The following is a 19,003-nucleotide window of genomic DNA, read 5'->3' as shown; positions in this document are numbered from 1 at the left end:
TGAATCGCGCAGCCGGGGGCCGGCGGCCCCCGGCTGTCCGGTGGAAGAGGAGCTGCGCACATGTCGGCCTATCTCCGCTTTCCCACTGTCTTTCAGGACGTGGTGGTCTTCGCCGCCGAGGACGACCTCTGGATGGTCTCGGCCCAGGGCGGCCGCGCGTTCCGCCTGACCGCCGGCGCGGCCGAGGCCGGCTACCCGCGCATCTCCCCGCGCGGCGACCAGATCGCGTTCGTCGGCCGCGAGGAGGGCCCGGAGGAGGTCTACGTGATGCCGGCCGTCGGCGGCGCCGCGCGCCGGGTCACCTTCCACGGCGCCCGCTGCACGGTCACCGGCTGGGACCACGAAGGCCGCATCCTGTACGCCAGCGACCAGTCCCAGCCGTTCGCCGGGCGCAAGTGGCTGCACCGCGTGGCGCCGGGCGGGGTGCCGCAGCGGCTTCCGTACGGACCGGCGAACTCGATCGCCCACGGCCCCGACGGGATGATCGTGCTCGGCCGCAACACCGCCGACCCCGCGCGCTGGAAGCGCTACCGCGGCGGCACGGTCGGCGACCTGTGGATCGACACCGACGGCGACGGCGAGTTCAGGCGGCTGATCCGGCTGCCGGGGAACCTGGCCTCGCCGTGCTGGAGCGGCCGGCGGGTCTGCTTCCTGTCCGACCACGAGGGGGTCGGCAATGTCTACTCCTGCCTGCCGGACGGCGGTGACCTGCGCAAGCACACCCATCACGACGACTACTACGCGCGCAACCTGTCCGGCGACGGCCACCGGCTGGTCTACCACGCCGGCGCCGACCTGTACCTGCTGGAGCCGGACGACGAGCCCAGGCGGCTGGAGGTGCGGCTGGCCAGCTCCAGGACGCAGCGCAACCGCCGGTTCGTCGACGCCGAGGACTACCTCGACAGCGCGACCCTCAGCCCGGACGGCAGCGCGCTGGCGATCACCTCGCGCGGCAAGGCGTACGCGATGGCCGACTGGGAGGGCCCGGTGAGCCAGCACGGCGAGCCGGACGGCGTCCGCTACCGCTTCCTGACCTGGCTGAACGACGGCGTACGGCTGATCGCCGCGGCCAGCGGCGAGTCCGACGAGGAGACGCTGGTCGTCCTGGAGGGTCACGAGGGCGGCTGCGGCGTCGAGGTGGCCCGGCTGGGCCGGATCAACGAGCTGGTCCCCGACCCCGCGCACGACCGGGTGGCCGTGGTCAACCACCGCCATGAGCTGTACCTGCTGGACCTGTCGACGGGCACGGCCACGCTGGTGGAACGCAACCCGCACGGCCCTCCCGAGGACCCGGCCTGGTCGCACGACGGCCAGTGGCTGGCCTACGCCGGGCCGCTCAACGCCCAGACGACCGCGATCAAGCTGCACCACCCGGAGACCGGCCGGACGGTGGCCGCCTCCGAGCCGGTGCTCAAGGACTCGATGCCGGCCTTCGACCCCCAGGGCCGCTACCTGTACTTCATCGGCCAGCGAGTCTTCTCGCCCGTCTACGACCAGTTGCAGTTCGACCTGGGCTTCCCGCTGGGCACCCGGCCGTACGCGATCGCGCTGCGGGCCGACGCGCCCGACCCGTTCGTGCCCGCGCGGCGCCCGCTCAACGGCAAGGACGAGGAGGAGGACGAGCCGGAGGAGGCCGTCCGGGTGGACCTGGACGGGCTGGCCGCCCGCGTCACCGCCTTCCCGCTGCCGGAGGGCCGCTACGAGGGGGTGGCCGGGCTCAAGGGCAAGGCGCTGCTGCTGACCAGCCCGCTGGAGGGCGAGAACACCCTGCACCTGTACGACTTCGCCAAGGGCAGGAACGAGACGTTCGCCGACGGCGTCACCGCGTTCGAGCTGGGCCGCGACCACAAGACGCTGCTGTACCGGGCCGGGAGCCGGCTGCGCGTGGTCAAGGCCGGCGAGGTGCCCGAGCACGACGACGACCCGCCGGGACGCGAGAGCGGCTGGATCGACCTGTCGCGCATCAAGGTGTCGGTGGCGCCGGAGTCGGAGTGGCGGCAGATGTTCCGCGAGGCGTGGCGGCTGCAGCGGGAGAACTTCTGGACCGAGGACATGGCCGGCGTCGACTGGCCGGGCGTCTACCGGCGCTACGAGCCGCTGGTGGACCGGGTCACCACCCGGGGCGAGTTCTCCGACCTGCTGTGGGAGCTGCACGGCGAGCTGGGCACCAGCCACGCCTACGAGAGCGGCGGCGAGTACCGTCCCGGGCCGGACTACAGCCAGGGCAAGCTGGGCGTCGACTGGGACTACCGCGACGGCGTCTATCACGTGCACGCGATCGTCACCGGCGATCCGTGGGACCCCGAGGCCACCTCGCCGCTGAACCGGCTGGGGCTGGACGTGCGGCCGGGGGACGCGGTGCTGGCCATCAACGGCGCGCCCATCGGCCGCGCGGCCACCCCGAACGAGCGGCTGGTCAACCAGGCCGGCGAGGAGGTGGAGCTGACCCTGCGGCGCGCGGAGCGGGTGTTCACGGTGACCGTGCGCGCGCTGGCCGACGAGCAGCCGGCCCGTTACCGCGACTGGGTGAACCTCAACCGCGCCGAGTGCCACGAGCGTTCCGGCGGGCGTATCGGCTACCTGCACGTCCCCGACATGGGCACCGAGGGGTTCGGCGAGTTCCACCGCGGCTTCCTGGCCGAGTACGACCGGCACGCCCTCATCGTGGACGTGCGCTTCAACGGCGGCGGGCACGTCTCGGCGCTGCTGCTGGAGAAGCTGGCCAGGCGGCGGCTCGGCTACGACTACCCGCGGTGGGGGGATCCGGAGCCGTACCCGCCGGAGTCGCCGCGCGGGCCGCTGGTGGCCATCACCAACGAGTGGGCGGGCTCGGACGGCGACATCTTCAGCCACACCTTCAAGCTGCTCAAGCTGGGCCCGCTGGTCGGCAAGCGCACCTGGGGCGGGGTGATCGGCATCTGGCCGCGCCACCGGCTCGCCGACGGGACCGTGACCACGCAGCCGGAGTTCTCCTTCGCCTTCGACGACGTCGGCTGGCAGGTGGAGAACTACGGCACGGATCCCGACATCGAGGTGGACATCACCCCGCAGGACTACGCCAAAGGCGTGGACACGCAGCTTGAGCGGGCCATCGACGTCGCCCTCGGCCTGCTTGCCGAGCATTCGCCGCATACGCCGGATCCGTCGCATCGGCCAGGTATGCAACCTTAGGAACCTCTTGGGCGTCTAAAGATCATAGGCGGGGAAAGCGCACAGGGGATGACATGTGCACTCCGCTCGCGCGCGGCTTGACGACCGGCCCCGCGCGTATGCGAATGCAACCGAGCACAAGGGGGATCGTCCAGGTGCGCGCACTGGCACGCAGGGGGAAGTCGGCGATGGTCCGGTTGTACCGGGGGTACAACCGCCGCAAGGCACGCAACGCGCCGCCGCCGTCGACCGACCGCATCCGAATCCTGCTCCTGCACGCCAACGGGATGGGCGGCACGATCAGGACGGTGTTCAACCTGGCCGGCTACCTGGCCGAGAAGCACGACGTCGAGATCGTCAGCATTCTGAAGGAGGCCGAGGAGCCGTTCTTCCCGATCGACCCGCGGGTGCGCTTCCGCTTCCTCGACGACCGGCTCAAGCCGAGCCCGGACCCGCTGCGGGCGATGTTGTCGAAGTTCCCCAGCAAGCTGATCCCGCCGGAGGAGACGGCCTACCACCGCTTCAACCTGTGGACCGACTACAAGCTGGCCCGCTTCATCCGTTCGCTCGACAGCGGCGTGCTCATGGCCACCCGTCCCGGGCTCAACCTGGCCATGGCGCAGTTAGCGCAGCCGGGCGTGATCACCATCGGGCAGGAGCACGTGGCCCTGCGCACCCAGGCCGAGCCGATGCAGAAGCTGATCAAGTGGCGGTACCGGCGGATGGACGCCCTGGTCACCCTCACCAAGGCCGACCTGCGCGACTACCGCAGCACGCTGCCGAAGAAGCCGAAGAAGCTGGCGCGCATCCCCAACGCCGTCCCGCCGATGAGCGGCGAGGTGTCCAGGCTGGACGCCAAGGTCGTCGTCGCCGTGGGCCGGATGACCCGGCTCAAGGGCTTCCACCGGCTGATCACCGCGTGGGAGACCGTCGCCGCCGCGCACCCCGACTGGAAACTGCGCATCTTCGGCGCCGGGCCGCAGGAGGACAACCTGGCGGCGCAGATCGTCGAGGCCGGACTCCAGGGCAAGGTGGAGCTGCCGGGGCCGACCAGCGACGTGGGGGCCGAGCTGGAGAAGGCGTCGATCTTCGTGCTCAGCTCGCGGCACGAGGGCTTCCCGATGACGATCCTGGAGGCCATGGCCAAGGGGCTGGCCATCGTCAGCTTCAACAGCCCGCACGGGCCCAAGGAGATGATCACCGACGAGGTGGACGGGCTGCTGGTCAAGCCGCGTACCAACGCCAACCTGGCGGCCTCGATCATGCGGGTCATCGAGGACGAGCCGCTGCGCCGGTCGCTGGCGGCGGGCGCGCTGGAGACGGCGCGCACGTACGACGTGGACGCGGTGGGCCAGAAGTGGGACGAGCTGCTGGCCGAACTGGTGGCCCGCCGCAACGGCACGTACGTCCGCCCGCCCCGCCCCGCCCCCGAGGCCGCCGAGACCACCGCGCCCGTCGAGGCCACCGAGCCGGCCGGACCCCGGGCTTAGCGGACGGACGTCACACCGCCGAGCCGGGAAGTCCGCCGGCTCGGCGAAGACAGGCGCCGGCGATCTGGCGGCCCGCGACCCCCTAGGTAGAGTTAGAGCATGGGAAGCCTCCCTCGCATGACCATGCCGACCATGCTCGTTCTCCACGCCCTGCTCGAAGACCCCGCCCGCGCCATGTACGGGCTGGAGATCCGCTCGGCGGCCGAGCTGCCCAGCGGCACGATCCATCCGATCCTGGCCCGGCTCGAAGGCTTCGGCTGGCTGGAGTCGAGCTGGGAGGAACTGGATCCGCGCGAGGAGGGCCGCCCGCGCCGCCGCTACTACCGCTTCACCTCCGACGGCGCCCAACTGGCCCGGCAGGCGCTCGACCGCGCCGCCGCCAAGCGCGCCGCCCTGCGGCTGCGGCCGTCCGAAGGTGTGGCGTGACCACCGTGGCACCGGCCTGTCCGGCGAGGGGTTACCAGGGCGGATCGGCCACCGCCTGAAAGCGGCGGCAGGGTGATCAGTGACGGAAGCCTTCCTGTGTCAAATCCGGCGATGGCGGGAATTCTCTAGACAACTTCGCCTACGGGAGCCACGGAGGGCTGCTTGAGCACGAAGGACGCCATCGCGATCCTCGCCGGAGCCGTCATCGTCGTTTCCTTCGTCGGCAGTGCCAAGAGCCCCGCCGCCACCGCCGCCAGCCCCCTGAGCAACGCCAGCGGGACGCTGCCCGGCCTCGCCCCCGTCCTGTCCGACGGCGACAAGGCCAGGGCGCGTACCCTCATCGGCCGCTTACGCGTCAAGGGCCGCGGCCCCAACACCGGCTACGCCCGCAGCCGGTACGGCGAGAACTGGGCCGACACCGCCACCGGCGTCCCCTACGCCCGCAACGGCTGCCGCACCCGCGACGACCTGCTCGCCCGCGACGGCACCGGCGTCGAGTACCGGCCGGGGTCGAGCTGCGAGGTCGTCGCCATGGAGCTGACCGACCCCTACACCGGCCGGCTCATCTCCTGGCACAAGGCCCAGGCCGACGAGGTGCAGGTGGACCACGTCGTGCCGCTCAACTACGGATGGCGCATGGGCGCGCCGCGCTGGCCGATGTCGAAGCGCCTCGACTTCGCCAACGACCCGCTCAACCTGTTACCCGTCGACGGCCGCGCCAACGAGGAGAAGGACGCCGCAGGCCCGGCCGGGTGGCTGCCTCCCCAGCGCCGCGTCCGCTGCGCGTACGTCACCCGCTTCGCCCAAGTCGCGCTCAAGTACGACCTGCCGGTGACCAGGGCCGACAAGAACGCCATGCTCGCGCAGTGCCGCTAGCCCCGGCCCAGGGCCCAGGGAAGAAGAATCCACCTTTCTCGGAACAAGAGGAGAAAGCGATCGATTTCTCTTCTTGCGAGGATCAATGACGTTAGGCAAGGGACTGCTGGCAGCGGTCCTGGCAGGCACGCTGGGCATGGGCGCGACGACGGGGACCGGCACGGCCGACGCCGGCCGGACAGGCCCCGGGCAGCCACGCTCGGGCACGGCGGGCAGTGTGACGCTGCTGACCGGCGACCGTGTCGTGGTCACGGGCCGGAGTTTCCGGGTGGAGCCGGGCACGGCCCGGGAGGTGCACTTCTCCTCCGGGTACCGCGACGGGCACCTGTACGTCGTCCCCTCCGACGCCGCGCCCCTGGTCGCCCAGGGGGTGCTGGACGAGCGGCTGTTCGATGTCACCCAGCTGCTCGCCTGGCGCTACGGCGACGCGGACACCCCCGACATCCCGCTGATCACACAGTCGCCGCACGGCACGGCCCCCGCGCTGCGGGGCGCGGCGACCACCCGGCGGCTGACCAGCCTGAACATGACAGCCCAGCGGGTGGCCAAGACGGGCGCGGGCGAGGCGTGGCGGAGCCTGCTCGGCGGGGCGTCCACGCTGGCCGCGGGCAAGGGCAGGATCTGGCTCGACGGCCGGCGTTCGTACACCCTGGACCGCAGCACCAGGCAGATCGGCGCGACCGAGGCGTGGCAGCGGGGATTCACCGGACAGGGCGTCACGGTCGCCGTGCTCGACAGCGGGTACGACCCCACGCATCCCGACCTGAAGGACGTGGTCACCCAGTCGCGGAACTTCTCCGACGAGCCCGACATCGTGGATCGTCTCGGCCACGGCACGCACGTCACCTCGATCATCGCCGGCGCCGGCGAGCGGTATCGCGGCGTGGCGCCGGGAGCCCGCATCGCCTTCGGCAAGCTGGGCACGAGGATCAGCGACTCCGGGATCCTGGCCGGGATGGAGTGGGCCGCCACGGAGGTCAAGGCCAAGATCGTCAACATGAGCTTCGGCGGCCCCGACGAACCCGGCCTCGACCCGATCGAGCAGGCGGTGAACACCCTGTCGCAGGCCACGGGCACCCTGTTCGTGACGGCCGCGGGCAACGACGGCGGCGAGGGCACCGTGAACAGCCCCGGCAGCGCGGACGCCGCGCTGACCGTCGGCGCGGTGGACCGCTCCGACCAATTGGCCCCCTTCTCCAGCACGGGCCCGCGCATCGGCGACCATGCGGTCAAGCCGGACATCACCGCGCCCGGCGTGGACATCGTGGCCGCCGCCGCGGCGGGCACCGCCGACGAAGCCCATGTGGCGATGAGCGGCACGTCGATGGCCACCCCACATGTGGCGGGCGCGGCGGCCATCCTCGCCCAGCGCCATCCCGGCTGGAGCGGGCAGCAGCTCAAGGCGGCGCTCGTCGGCAGTGCCCGGCCGACCGGCGGCGCCACGCCGTACCAGCAGGGCACCGGGCGGGTGGACGTGCTCCGCTCGCTGGCCCAGGAGGTGATCGCCGCTCCCACCGGCGTGTGGGCCGCGTTCCCCTGGGAGCAGCCGGGCGAGCGACGGGCCACCGGGAAGATCACCTACAGCAACACCGGGGCCACGCCCGTCACCCTGGACCTCGCGGCCGACTCCGACGTGCTCACGCTGTCGCCGCAACGGCTGGAGGTGCCCGCGGGCGGGCAGGCGGCGGTCATGGTGACGATCGACGCCGAGGGCAAGGGCCCCGGCGACCATCCCGGCATCGTCACCGCCACCGCCGGTGACACGGTGGTCCGCACCCCGGCCGGGGCCTACGTGGAGCCGGAGTCCCATGACGTCACGGTGACCGTCCGGGGCAGGGACGGGACGACCGCCGACGGCGTACAGGGCCGCGTCTACGACCAGGCGACCGGCACGCAGCGCACCCTCGTCTTCCACGGCGACACGGCCACGATCAGGCTGCCGAAGGGACGCTGGAACCTCTACACCGAGATCTGGGGGAAGGCGGAACACAGCCTGACGTTCGCGCACCGGCCGTTCGAGATCGACGACGCCGACGTGTCGCTGACGGTCGACGGGAGCAAGGCGAAGCGGATCACGTTCACGGTCGACGACCCCACGGCCGTCCCCGATCCCGCGCTCTCCCTCTCCGTGGTCAACGGGCCCTGGAGAACCGCGATGATCGCGTTCGGCTACTCCGGCGGCTTCTACCTCGTCCCGGTGCGGCAGCCGGGGCTCACCTACCTGGCCCAGACCGCCTGGACCAAGAAGGACACGACGCCCAGCCCGTACCGCTACGACCTCGTCGACCAGCGTACGGACGGCTTCCCCGACAACCCCGGGTACGCCGCGCGGACCCGGGACATGGTCAAGGCGACCGAGACCTACCGCTCGACCGTCCCGGGTGCCACCGGCACGCTGAACACGGGGCCGGTGCTGCCCGGCGACGTCCTCTCGCCGGGAATGAGCACGTGGGAGGACATGCCGCTGCCGAGCAGCCTGACGCGGTACCTCACCCCAGGGTTCGCGTGGAACGACGAGTTCAGCACGGGCGGCCTGATCGAGCACGGCACCGGCCCGGTGCGCGACAGGAACTTCACCCAGCTCTGGAACGCCGCGGTGACCGGCCCCTCGTTCGCCGTCCCCGGCGGCAGCCGGGCCGGCGACACCCTGGCCTTCCCCGCCGACGGGCTGTACAGCAGCGGAGTCGCCGGACGTACCGGCATGGACGCGGCCGCGACCGGCACCCTCACCCTGACCGGGAACGGAACGGAGATCGCCACGACCGGCATCACCGGCTGCCTCCCCTACCGCAGCGAGGAGTGCACGCTCACCGCCACGTTGCCGCAGGCCGACGCCGCCTACACGCTGACCGCCTCCTCCCGGCGGCCGGAGGCGAATCTGTCCACGGCGGTCGACGCCGTCTGGACCTTCCACTCCGCCCGTACGGCGAAGCCCGAGCCGCTGCCGCTGATGGCCGTGCGCTACGCGCCACAGGGTCTCGATGACGCCAACCGCGCCAGACCGGGATCACGAACCATTCTCCCGATCCAGGTCGAGCGCGCTCCCGGCGCCGCCAGGGCGGCGGTCTCCTCGATAAGGCTGGAGGCGTCCGCCGACGACGGCAGGACGTGGCGACCGGTGCACGTCCGGGCGAGCCGATCGGGCTGGACGGCACGGCTGGACAACCCCGCCACCGCGGGGTACGTCTCGCTGCGCGCGACCGTCACCGACAAGGCGGGCAACGGCGTCACCCAGACGGTGACCCGCGCCTACGCCGTGGGCTGACCCGGACGACCGGTGAGCTGAGGCTCCCGGCGCATCACGACTCGTCCGCCCCCGGGCCTTCCAGCCCGGGGGCGGACGAGTGAGCAGGCCCGTCAGCGGCCGCGCTCACCCGCGGGGCGCACGGAATCCCGCCTCAGCTCCGCACCGCAGGAAGCTGATCCGTCCACTCGGTGGTCACGGAGATGAAGTCGGCGCTGAACGCCGCGTCGCCGTCGTCGACGAGGACGAGGTTGGCCCGGACCACCCGGGCCGTCTCGGGATCGATGACCAGCTCGATGTCGCCACCACCGTCGGGGTTGGGAAAGCGCAGACGCTGGCCGCCTTCGACCGCGCCCGCGTTCTCCACCCCCGGTGTCGCGGCGAGCGCGCGGAACGCCGCCGAGCGGGCCTCCGCGGGCGTCGGCAGGTCGGTGATCAGCGCGAGCAGGGTGAGCGTGGGATCGCCGCGCAGCTCGGACGCGGACATGTCCCTCCCCTCGCCCTTGCGCGCGACGAGCCACGCCTTCAGCGCCTCCGGCTCCGTCGGCAGCCCTTCGAGCTCCTCGAAGCTCACCTTGGCGCCCTTGAGGCTGAGCGACTTCCAGGCCGGCGCCTGGATGACGGCGCCGGCGGGATCCCCCGGCACGGCCCTGGTCCAGCGCTTGCCGTCGCGCCGGGTCCAGCTCTCTATCGGCGGGGCGTCCGACCCGAGCCACCGGCGCGTGACGTGCCAGTACGTCCCGGAGCCCTGGGGCGTACGTTCAGCGCTGACGGCGGCCATGAGCAGGACCTCCTTGCCCGTGACCGGTGCGCCGTCGTTCGTGGGCGCCCCCGTGGCGAGCACGACCGCCGCGACGGCACCGGCGGCGGCCAGAGCCACTCCCGGGACGAACCAGCCGGCACGCCGGCGCGCCCGGCCCGCCAGCGCCCTTCGCTCCAGGCGCTCCCTGCCGCGCGCGACCGCCCCGGCGGACGGCTCCGGCTCCTCCAGCAAGGTGGCGATCTCTTCCAGGTCATTCATGGGTGGTCTCCTTGTCGGTGAGGGCCTGGATCTTGGCGCGGGCCCGGCTGAGCCGCGACCCCACTGTGCCGAGGGAAATGCCGAGCGCCTGGGCGATCTCGAGGTAACTGAGCTGGCCCAGCGCCAGGAGCAGCAGCACGTCACGCTCGCCGCCGTTCAGCGAGGCGAGCGCCATGGCCAGGTACGGCTGCGCGGTCGCGGCGGTGACGACCCGGTTCTCGTGCCCTTCCACGACCGGCACGGGGTCCAGCCGGGCCAGCGCCTTGTACCGGCGGGCCTCCTTGTGGCGATGCCGGGCCACCAGGTTCGTGGCGATGCCGAGCAGCCAGGGCCGCAGGGCACCTCGTCCCAGGTCGAAGCGGTCACGCCGGTCGAACGCCAGCAGAAACGTCTCCGCCGCGATGTCCTCGGCCACCTGGGCGCCGAGGCGTCCCGCCACGTACCGGTAGACGTCATGGAAGTACCGGTCATAGACGGCGGTGAACAGCTCAGGGTTGCGCCGGTAGCCGGCGACGAGGTCGGCGTCGGTCACCTGCTCGCCCACGTCGGCGGTCATGTGCCGGTGTCCGTCATGAGTGTGCCTTCCGGTGGGTGATCATCACTTTCACCCATCCTTCGCGGCGCACGCGGCTTTTCTTCCCGCGCGCCGAGAGGCGGCCACTCACCGGGACCGGCGGCCCGGACCTACGAGACCTCTGCGGAGGACCGGGCTAGCGCGGGTCCTCCCAGACGAAGCCGTGCTCGAACGTCTGCTCGGCCAGCGCCTTCTGCCCGGCGAGGTTGGGGTGGAAGAAGTCCCACTTGCTGACGTGGTCGAGCGTGAACGGGAAGGAGAAGATCGCGCCCTCGTCGGTGTCGCAGGAGGGCCCCATCGCCTCGCACGCCAGCGCCGCCTCCTTGTTGTAGGCCATCACCCGCGCCCGCACCCGGGCCCGCCGCTCGACGTCGGCCTTCTTCGTCGAGGCCGGGTCGGCCAGCATGGTCTGGCAGATCCTGCCGACGGTCCAGAACGTACGGGCCAGCGGGTTGCCCTTGCCGACCTGCCACAACCGCCGCAGGTCGGGGACGCTGGCGATGAACACCCTGGCCTGCGGCATGCCGGCGCGCAGGGCCGACAGCGCGGCGTCCATGCGCCGGCGGTAGAGCGCGACCGGCGTCATCTCCCGCTCGGTGCGCTTGCACGCGTCCTGGGCGCCTATGAGGATCGTCACATAATCGGCCTTCGCCGCGATCGCCTGGTTGACCTGGCCGAGCAGCTCGGCGCTCGTCGAGCCGGGCACCGCGAAGTTCTCCCGCTGGAGCGTTCCAGCCAGGCTCCGCAGCCGGAAGTAGTGGCTGCCCACCTGCGAGTTGTCGCCGGCCGCCCAGGAACGGGCCGCGCAGGAGACGTACCAGCCGCAGGAGTTGAAGCCCGTGGAGATCGAGTCGCCCAGCGCCGCCATCGTCTCAGGGACGGGCTGAGCTGCGGCGACGGCCTGCGCAGGACCCGAGGCGGCCAGAACGAGGACGGCGGTGACGACTGGGGACAGACGACCGATCATGGCCCCAAGGTAGGGAGTGGATCAAGGTCGCACCATGACCTTCCGGCGAGGTCTGCCATTTCAGGACCGTCTTCGTATCGCCGCTTGACAGTGCGTCCGCGAGCGGGGCGCCCTCAATAAACGTCAAGATCCGGTTATTTCCTGGCTCGCGGGCAGTAACACCGCATTCACGGGGGTCCGAGTCGAACGTGTTCAGTTCCCGCATAGAGTGTCTTGAGTGAGTGTCGCGCTCGGAACAACCCGCCCGCTACCGGTTCGCACCACCCCTGTCGGCGACCCCGGTGACCTGCTGGCATCCCTCCCGAAGACGGCGCCCTACGCCTGGATCAGGAACGGCGAGGGCCTGGTGGGATGGGGCCAGGCCGCCCGCGTCGCCGTGCCGCCGGGCCCCGGCCGCTTCGCCTGGGCCCGCGAGTGGCTGCGCACCGTCCTCGGCGACGCGCCCGCCGACGACGCCGGACGCGCCCCCGGCTCCGGCTCCGGCCCCGTCGCCTTCGGCAGCTTCACCTTTGACGAGGACGCCCCCGGGTCCGTGCTCGTCGTCCCCCGCGCCGTGCTCGCCCGCCGCGGCGGCCGCGCCTGGCTCACCACCGTCGGCGAGGCCCCGCTGGAGACGTTCAGCCCCATCCGCGAGCCCGGCCGCATCAGCTACGGCGACGGCAGCCTCACCGCCCCCGAATGGGAGCACGTCGTCGCCCGGGCCGCCCGCCGCATCCGCGACGGCGAACTGGAGAAGGTCGTGCTCGCCCGCGACCTGCTCGCCACCGCCGAGCACCCCATCGACGTACGCCTGCTGCTGACCCGGCTGGCCCGGCGCTACCCCGAGTGCTACACCTTCTCCGTGGCCGGCCTCGTCGGCGCCACCCCCGAGCTGCTCATCCGCCGCACCGGGCAGGAGATCGAGTCCCTCGTCCTGGCCGGCACCACCGCCCGCGGCACCGGCGCGGCCGACGACGTCGCCCGCGGCGCCGCGCTGTTCGCCTCCCAGAAGGACCGCCACGAGCACGAGTGCGCCATCGCCTCCGTGCGCCAGACCCTCGCCCCCCTCTGCTCCTCGCTGCACACCCCCGACGAGCCCGAACTCCTCGTGCTGCCCAACGTCCAGCACCTGGCCAGCCACGTCACCGGGCGGCTGGCCGACGGCGCGTCCGTCCTCGACGTGGTGGCCGCCATGCACCCCACCGCCGCCGTCGGCGGCACCCCGACCGACACCGCCATCAAGGTCATCCGCGAGCTGGAGGGCATGGACCGCGCCGGCTACGCGGGCCCGGTCGGCTGGATCGACGCCCACGGCGACGGCGAATGGGGCATCGCCCTGCGCTCGGGGCTGATCGAGGGCAACCGCGCCCGGCTGTTCGCCGGCGGCGGCATCATGGGCAACTCCGACCCGGCCGCCGAGCTGGCCGAGGCCCAGGCCAAGTTCCGCGTCATGCAGTACGCCCTGGAGGGCTGAGCGGCCTCAGCCGGGCACGTGCACGCCCTCGCCCAGCTCGACGCGGGCCCGGCCGGCCGTCAGCGCGGCCACCCACTCGCCGAACGCCGCCACCTCGTCCTCCCCCACCGCCACCGAGAACGTCACCCCGGCCGCGTAGGTCACCTCGCGCAGCGCGTAGCGGGAGGCGCGCAGGTCGTTCTCCACCCGGCCGGCCTGGTCGTGGGCCACCGAGACGCTCACCAGCCTGGCCGGGACCATCCGCACCGGCTCCACCAGGTCGAGCGTCTCGGTCACCGCTCCCCCGTAGGCGCGCACCAGCCCGCCCGCGCCCAGCAGGACGCCGCCGAAATAGCGGGTGACCACCGCGACCACGTCGTTGAACCCCCGGCCGACCAGCGCCTGGACCATCGGCGTGCCCGCCGTGCCGCCGGGCTCGCCGTCGTCGTCGCCCTTCTGCAGCCGCCCGCCGATCACGTACGCGCTGCAGTTGTGGGTGGCGCCGGCGTGCTCGCGGCGGCGGGCGGCGATGAACGCGGCGGCCTCCTCGACGGTACGGGCGGGGGCCAGCGCGCAGACGAACCGGGAGCGGCGCACCTCGGTCTCGTGCTCGACGCCGGTCGCGAGGGTGAGGTACGACTGGGACACGCCCGCCAGGCTACCGCCTTTACGTTGTAGATTTTTGGACGGGTAGGCGGGGTTGAGCGTGATGCACGGGAGGCGCCCCTTCCCTGTGCAGGACGCCCATGATCGCGGCGCCGCCCCGCGCATACGGTGCGGCGCATGACCTATCGCGTCGCCATGGACATCGGCGGCACCTTCACCGACGTCGTCTGCTACGACGAGCGCACGGGGGCCGTCACCGCCTCGAAGGCGCCCACCACGCCGGGGGACCTGGCCGAGGGCGTGTTCGCCGCGCTCGGCCGGGTCGTGGACGACCCCGCGGCCATCTCCTTCTTCGTGCACGGCACCACGCAGGGACTCAATGCCCTGCTGGAGCGCAAGGGCGCGCGGGTGCTGCTGCTGGCGAGCCGGGGCGCCGGGGACGTCTACCGGATCGCCCGCGGCAACCGCGACCGCATGTTCGACCTGCGCTACCGCAAGCCGTCGCCGCTCGTGCCGCGCCACGACGTCATGGAGGCCGGCGGCCGCCTCGACCACCGGGGCCGCGAGCTGGAACCCCTCGACGAGGAGGCGGTGCGGCGGGCCGCGCGGCGCGCCCGCGCGGAGGGCTTCGACGCCGTCGCCGTGTGCCTGCTGTTCTCCTTCGCCGACCCCGCGCACGAGCTGCGCGCGGGCGAGATCCTGCGGGCCGAGCTGGGCGAGGACGTGCTCGTGGTGCTCTCGCACGAGGTCGCGCGGGAGTGGCGCGAGTACGAGCGCACCTCCTCGGCGGTGCTGGAGGCCTACACCGGGCCGGTCGTGCGCAGGTACCTGGCCAGGATCGAGCGGCGCTTCGCCGAGCACGGCCTGTCGGTGCCGGTGCACGTGATGCAGTCGTCGGGCGGGCTGGTCAACGCCTCGTACGCGATGCGGCGGCCGTTGCAGACCCTGCTGTCGGGGCCGGTCGGCGGCACGATGGGCGGCGTCGCCGCGGCCCGCATGCTGGGCCGGGAGAACGCGATCTGCGTGGACATGGGCGGCACCTCCTTCGACGTCTCGCTCGTGGTGAACGGGCGGCCCGACGTCAGCGCCGAGGCCCGCATCGAGGGCTACCCGGTGCTCATGCCCATCGTGAACCTGCACACCATCGGCGCGGGCGGCGGCTCGATCGCCTACGCCGAGGCGGGCGCGCTGCGCGTCGGCCCGGAGTCGGCCGGGGCCGTGCCGGGCCCGGCCTGCTACGGCCGGGGCGGCACCCGGCCCACCGTGACCGACGCGAACGTGGTGCTCGGCCGGGTGGACCCGGCCTGGTTCGCGGGCGGGCTGATGACGCTGGACGAGGAGGCGGCGGGCGCGGCCGTGGTCACGCTGGCGCGGGAGCTGGACCTGGACCCGCTGCGGCTGGCCGAGGGCATCTGCGACGTGGCCAACGCCAAGATGGCCCAGGCGATCCGCACGCTGACGGTCGAGCACGGGGTGGAGCCGCGGGAGTTCGCGCTGGTCGCCTTCGGCGGCGCGGGCGCGATGCACGCCGTGTTCATCGCCCGCGAGCTGGGCATCTCCGAGGTGGTCGTCCCGCGGTTCCCGGGGGCGTTCTCGGCCTGGGGGATGCTGGAGGCGGACGTGCGGCGGGACCTGACGCACCCGTACTTCCGGCCGCAGGACACGCTCGACGGCGACGACATGTCCCGAAATCTGGTGACATTGGAGCGGGAGGCGCTGGAGGCGCTGGCCGGGCAGGGCGTGCCGGAGGAGCGACGCCGGGTCGAGCACGCCGTGGACATGCGCTACGAGGGCCAGGACTACACGCTCACCGTGCCGCTGCGCGACGCGGCCGAGCCCGGCGAGCCGGGCTTCCTCGCCGCGGTCGCGGCCCGCTACGCCGAGGCCCACACCAGCCGGTACGGCCACGCCACCCCCGAGGCGCCGGTCGAGTTCGTCATGCTGCGCAGCACCGGGTTCGGCTCGTTCCCGCGCGCCGCCGCCGGGGCCGCCGAGCCGCGCGAGGAGACGTCCGGGGACGTCCGGGACGTGATCTTCGACGGGGTGGTGCACCGCACGCCCGTGTTGCGGCGGGCGGGCCTGTCCGGCTCGTTCGCCGGGCCCGCGATCGTGGTCGAGGAGACCGCGACCACGGTCATCCCGCCGGGCTGCCTGGCGGCCGTCGACGACAACGGTTTCCTCATCGTGAAGGTGGACGTCCAGTGATCGACCCAGTGATCGACCCAATGATCGACGCCGTGACCACCGAGATCATCCGGTGCGCCCTGCTCCAGGCCGCCGAGGACATGAACACCACGCTGATCCGCAGCTCGTACACGCCGGTGATCTACGAGGCCAAGGACTGCGCGGTGGCGCTGCTCGACCGGGACCACAACGTGCTGGGGCAGTCGTCCGGCCTGCCGATCTTCCTGGGCAACCTGGAGGTGTGCACCCGCGAGACCGAGCGCATGTACGGCCGCGAGGTGTGGCAGGAGGGCGACGTGTGGGTGCTGAACGACTCCTACGTCGGCGGCACCCACCTCAACGACGTCACCGTCTACGGCCCGATCTTCGCCGGCGGCGAGCTGGCCGGGTTCGCCGCCTCGCGCGCCCACTGGCTGGACGTCGGCTCCAAGGACCCGGGCGGCTCGATGGACTCCACCTCGATCTTCCAGGAGGGCCTGCGGCTGGGCCCGGTGAAGGTGTACGCGGGCGGGCGGCCGTGCCGCGACCTGCACGAGGTGATCGCCCGCAACGTGCGCTTCCCGCACGCCACGCTCGGCGACATGCGGGCCCAGGTGAGCTGCGCGATGACCGGCCAGCGGCGGCTGCAGGAGATCGTCTCGCGCTGGGGCCTGGAGACGGTCATGGCCGCCCGGGACGAGATCTTCGCCCAGACCGAGCGCATGGAACGCCAGGCCATCGCCGCGATCCCGGACGGCGTGTACGAGGCGTCCGGCTTCCTCGACAACGACGGCATCGACCTGGCCACGCCGCTGCCGGTGAACGTGCGCGTCACGGTGTCGGGCGAGTCGATGCACGTGGACCTGACCGACTCCGCCGACCAGGCCCGCGGGCCGGTCAACTGCGGCGCGGCGCAGGCCGTGGCGGCGGTGCGGGTGGGGTACAAGCTGCTGGTGTCGGGGGACGTGCCGCTGAACGGCGGCTCCTTCCGCCCGCTGAGCGTCGAGACCCGGCCGGGCTCGATGCTGGCCGCGCGCTCGCCGGCCGCCTGCCAGTACTACTACTCCCACCTCGGGCTGCTCATCGACCTGGTGGTCAAAGCGCTGGCCCCGGCGCTGCCGGGCAAGGCGGCGGCGGCCTCGTACGGGGACTCGATGATCGTGCAGTTCACCGGGACGGACCCGCGTACCGGGAAGTTGTACGTCTCCCAGGAGGCCACGGTCGGCGGCTGGGGGGCGTGGGAGGGCGGCGACGGCGAGTCCTGCCTGATCAACAACGTCAACGGCTCGCTGCGGGACATGCCGATCGAGGTGCTGGAGACACTGTTCCCGGTCCGGGTGCGCCGTTACGAGGTGCGCCCGGACACCGGCGGCGCCGGGCAGTGGCGCGGCGGCAACGGCGTGGTGCGGGAGTACGAGTTCTGCGGCGACACCTCGTTGTCGTTGTGGTTCGAGCGCTCGGTCACGCCCGCGTGGGGCCTGGCCGGCGGCGCGGCGGGCGCTCCCCCGCGGGTGACGCTCAACCCTGGCACGGCGGACGAGCGCCGGATGCTCAAGGTCAACGCCCTGCCGGTGTCGGCCGGCGACGTGCTGCGCTGCGAGTCCGGCGGAGGTGGCGGCTACGGCCCGGCCGATCGCCGCTCCCCGTCGACGCGGGCGGCGGACCTGGCCGAGGGCATGATCACGAACTGATCCGCATTCGACCGAAAAACGCACGGATTGTTCTCCGGTCTGTGAAGATGATCGACAACGCGGGGGCACGCGCAAGCCTGGGGAGGCTGTGTCCCCGTCATGACCATCTTCACGAGGGGACTCACATGACTGCGTTACGAACGCGCCTTCTCGCGGGCTCGGCCGCGCTCGCCGCGGGCCTGGCCGGTGTCGCCGTGCTGACGCCGGCCGCGCCCGCCTCGGCCGCCAGGGTGGAGGCCGCCTGCTCCGACGCCCCCGGCGACGCCGCCGCGATCCAGGCCGCCATCGACTCCTCCAAGGACGGCGACGAGATCGTCATCAAGGGGCCGTGCCTGATCAACGCCACGATCAGCCTGGCCGACCGGCGCACCTACCGGGGCGACGCCAAGGCCGGCACGGTGCTCAAGCAGGCCGACGGCGCCAACCTGCCCGCCGTGCTGGCCTCCAAGGGCTGGCTGGAGGACACCGAGTTCAGCGGCGAGAGCGTGCGCGTCGAGCGGCTGACCATCGACGGCAACCGCGACCACAACACCGGCACGGTCGGCCTGCTGCTGCGGTCGTGGAACACCCGGGTCTACGACGTGGACATCTACGGCACGCCGTCCGACGGCATCCGCATCAGCAACCCGTCCAAGAACGGCACGACGCTGCGCAACACCATGGTCAACAGCGTCATCAGCGACGTCTACATCGAGGGCGCCGCCGAGGCCGGGATCCGCGTCGTCGACCCCGGCAACTCCGTCACCGACTGGACGCTGCAGCGCTCCTGGATCGGCTTCAGCGGCACCAACGCCATCCAGAGCGACAACGCGGCCGGCTGGACGATGAGCGGCCTGCACCTGTACGGGACGCCGAAGAACGCCATCGACGCCCACCGCTGCTTCGGCACCTCGATCCAGGACAACTACATCGAGGACTTCGGCGCCGAGAGCACGGCCGGCCAGACGTACTACGGCATCCGCTGCGACCTCCAGGGCGATGCCGCCACCACGATCACCGGCAACCGCGTGCACAAGTTCCTGCCGCCCCCGAACGCGCTGGCCGAGCTGCGCAAGGCCCGCCAGAGCGGTTCGGCGCCGCCCGAGCGCAAGATCGCCGCGACCGGCCCGCTCCCCGACGGCGTGGACTTCGTCTACCTGGCGCTGGACGCGGTCAACTACGGCGCGGGCCACGCCGCGATCACCGGCAACACCGTCGTCGGCCACGGCACCAAGCGCGAGACCGGCATCCTGCTGGCCAAGGGCGAGGGCGAGTCGATGTCGATCGCCTCGTCGGGCAACCTCCTCGACGGCGTCGGGAAGCGGCGCAAGGTCGGCGCGGGCGTCCGCCTCACCAGAGGTTACTGACCCGGCGACGCCGCCCC

13 protein-coding genes are annotated in these 19,003 nt (G+C 72.4%); 9 read left to right on the top strand and 4 right to left on the bottom strand.

What is annotated here, in order from left to right; genetic code table 11:
* The first annotated feature begins 60 nt into the window (after positions 1 to 60).
* The 5 genes from ABZ459_RS30530 to ABZ459_RS30510 all read left to right on the top strand — a co-directional run bounded on the left by ABZ459_RS30530 (position 61) and on the right by ABZ459_RS30510 (position 9,207).
* Positions 61 to 3,171, top strand: a complete 3,111-nt coding sequence (locus ABZ459_RS30530) for a PDZ domain-containing protein (protein ID WP_357977483.1) — start codon at positions 61 to 63, stop codon at positions 3,169 to 3,171.
* Positions 3,172 to 3,305: 134 nt separating this feature from the next.
* Positions 3,306 to 4,640, top strand: coding sequence for a glycosyltransferase family 4 protein (locus ABZ459_RS30525; protein ID WP_357977480.1), 1,335 nt, complete (start codon positions 3,306 to 3,308; stop codon positions 4,638 to 4,640).
* Between the two features lie 99 nt (positions 4,641 to 4,739).
* On the top strand, positions 4,740 to 5,066 hold the full coding sequence (locus ABZ459_RS30520; protein WP_357977477.1) for a helix-turn-helix transcriptional regulator: 327 nt from the start codon (positions 4,740 to 4,742) through the stop codon (positions 5,064 to 5,066).
* 162 nt (positions 5,067 to 5,228) lie between these two features.
* Complete coding sequence (locus tag ABZ459_RS30515) at positions 5,229 to 5,942, top strand: HNH endonuclease family protein (RefSeq protein ID WP_357977474.1); 714 nt, start codon at positions 5,229 to 5,231, stop codon at positions 5,940 to 5,942.
* Positions 5,943 to 6,027: 85 nt separating this feature from the next.
* On the top strand, positions 6,028 to 9,207 hold the full coding sequence (locus ABZ459_RS30510) for a S8 family serine peptidase (protein WP_357977471.1): 3,180 nt from the start codon (positions 6,028 to 6,030) through the stop codon (positions 9,205 to 9,207).
* 133 nt (positions 9,208 to 9,340) lie between these two features.
* On the opposite strand, the gene ABZ459_RS30505 is transcribed toward ABZ459_RS30510, so the two are convergent.
* The 3 genes from ABZ459_RS30505 to ABZ459_RS30495 form a co-directional block, all read right to left on the bottom strand.
* Entirely contained in the window at positions 9,341 to 10,207 is an 867-nt protein-coding gene (locus tag ABZ459_RS30505) for a CU044_5270 family protein (RefSeq protein WP_357977468.1), read from the bottom strand.
* Positions 10,200 to 10,763, bottom strand: coding sequence for an RNA polymerase sigma factor (locus ABZ459_RS30500; protein WP_357977465.1), 564 nt, complete (start codon positions 10,761 to 10,763; stop codon positions 10,200 to 10,202). The genes ABZ459_RS30505 and ABZ459_RS30500 overlap by 8 nt, the downstream gene beginning before the upstream one ends.
* 154 nt (positions 10,764 to 10,917) lie before the next feature.
* Positions 10,918 to 11,748: a GDSL-type esterase/lipase family protein gene (locus ABZ459_RS30495; protein ID WP_357977462.1), complete on the bottom strand. Its 831-nt coding sequence runs from the start codon at positions 11,746 to 11,748 to the stop codon at positions 10,918 to 10,920.
* Positions 11,749 to 11,965: 217 nt separating this feature from the next.
* Here ABZ459_RS30495 and ABZ459_RS30490 point away from each other — a divergent pair, with 217 nt between their 5' ends.
* Positions 11,966 to 13,201, top strand: coding sequence for an isochorismate synthase (locus ABZ459_RS30490; RefSeq protein WP_357977459.1), 1,236 nt, complete (start codon positions 11,966 to 11,968; stop codon positions 13,199 to 13,201).
* Between the two features lie 6 nt (positions 13,202 to 13,207).
* Here ABZ459_RS30490 and ABZ459_RS30485 read toward each other — a convergent pair whose 3' ends face one another.
* On the bottom strand, positions 13,208 to 13,828 hold the full coding sequence (locus tag ABZ459_RS30485) for a YigZ family protein (RefSeq protein WP_357977456.1): 621 nt from the start codon (positions 13,826 to 13,828) through the stop codon (positions 13,208 to 13,210).
* A gap of 135 nt (positions 13,829 to 13,963) precedes the next feature.
* Here ABZ459_RS30485 and ABZ459_RS30480 point away from each other — a divergent pair, with 135 nt between their 5' ends.
* The 3 genes from ABZ459_RS30480 to ABZ459_RS30470 all read left to right on the top strand — a co-directional run bounded on the left by ABZ459_RS30480 (position 13,964) and on the right by ABZ459_RS30470 (position 18,986).
* Positions 13,964 to 15,991 carry a hydantoinase/oxoprolinase family protein gene (locus ABZ459_RS30480; RefSeq protein ID WP_357977454.1) on the top strand — a complete coding sequence of 676 codons (2,028 nt, stop codon included), beginning with the start codon at positions 13,964 to 13,966 and terminating at the stop codon, positions 15,989 to 15,991.
* A complete protein-coding gene (locus ABZ459_RS30475; RefSeq protein ID WP_357977451.1) occupies positions 15,988 to 17,640 on the top strand; it encodes a hydantoinase B/oxoprolinase family protein in 1,653 nt (550 codons plus the stop codon). Before ABZ459_RS30480 ends, ABZ459_RS30475 begins: the two co-directional genes overlap by 4 nt.
* A gap of 125 nt (positions 17,641 to 17,765) precedes the next feature.
* Positions 17,766 to 18,986: a right-handed parallel beta-helix repeat-containing protein gene (locus ABZ459_RS30470; RefSeq protein WP_357977448.1), complete on the top strand. Its 1,221-nt coding sequence runs from the start codon at positions 17,766 to 17,768 to the stop codon at positions 18,984 to 18,986.
* The last annotated feature ends 17 nt before the right edge of the window (positions 18,987 to 19,003 follow it).

This window comes from Nonomuraea sp. NPDC005692, assembly GCF_040631115.1.
Taxonomy (GTDB): domain Bacteria; phylum Actinomycetota; class Actinomycetes; order Streptosporangiales; family Streptosporangiaceae; genus Nonomuraea.
The sequence above is the reverse complement of the archived record's forward strand: the minus strand, read 5'-3'. Positions and strand labels throughout refer to the sequence as shown.

Excerpts from the sequence above, each read along its gene's own strand:
- ABZ459_RS30530 (WP_357977483.1), top strand. The coding sequence starts at position 61 with ATGTCGGCCTATCTCCGCTTTCCCACTGTCTTTCAGGACGTGGTGGTC.
- ABZ459_RS30520 (WP_357977477.1), top strand. The coding sequence starts at position 4,740 with ATGGGAAGCCTCCCTCGCATGACCATGCCGACCATGCTCGTTCTCCAC.
- ABZ459_RS30510 (WP_357977471.1), top strand. The coding sequence starts at position 6,028 with ATGACGTTAGGCAAGGGACTGCTGGCAGCGGTCCTGGCAGGCACGCTG.
- ABZ459_RS30505 (WP_357977468.1), bottom strand. The coding sequence starts at position 10,207 with ATGAATGACCTGGAAGAGATCGCCACCTTGCTGGAGGAGCCGGAGCCG.
- ABZ459_RS30500 (WP_357977465.1), bottom strand. The coding sequence starts at position 10,763 with ATGACCGCCGACGTGGGCGAGCAGGTGACCGACGCCGACCTCGTCGCC.
- ABZ459_RS30495 (WP_357977462.1), bottom strand. The coding sequence starts at position 11,748 with ATGATCGGTCGTCTGTCCCCAGTCGTCACCGCCGTCCTCGTTCTGGCC.
- ABZ459_RS30480 (WP_357977454.1), top strand. The coding sequence starts at position 13,964 with ATGACCTATCGCGTCGCCATGGACATCGGCGGCACCTTCACCGACGTC.
- ABZ459_RS30470 (WP_357977448.1), top strand. The coding sequence starts at position 17,766 with ATGACTGCGTTACGAACGCGCCTTCTCGCGGGCTCGGCCGCGCTCGCC.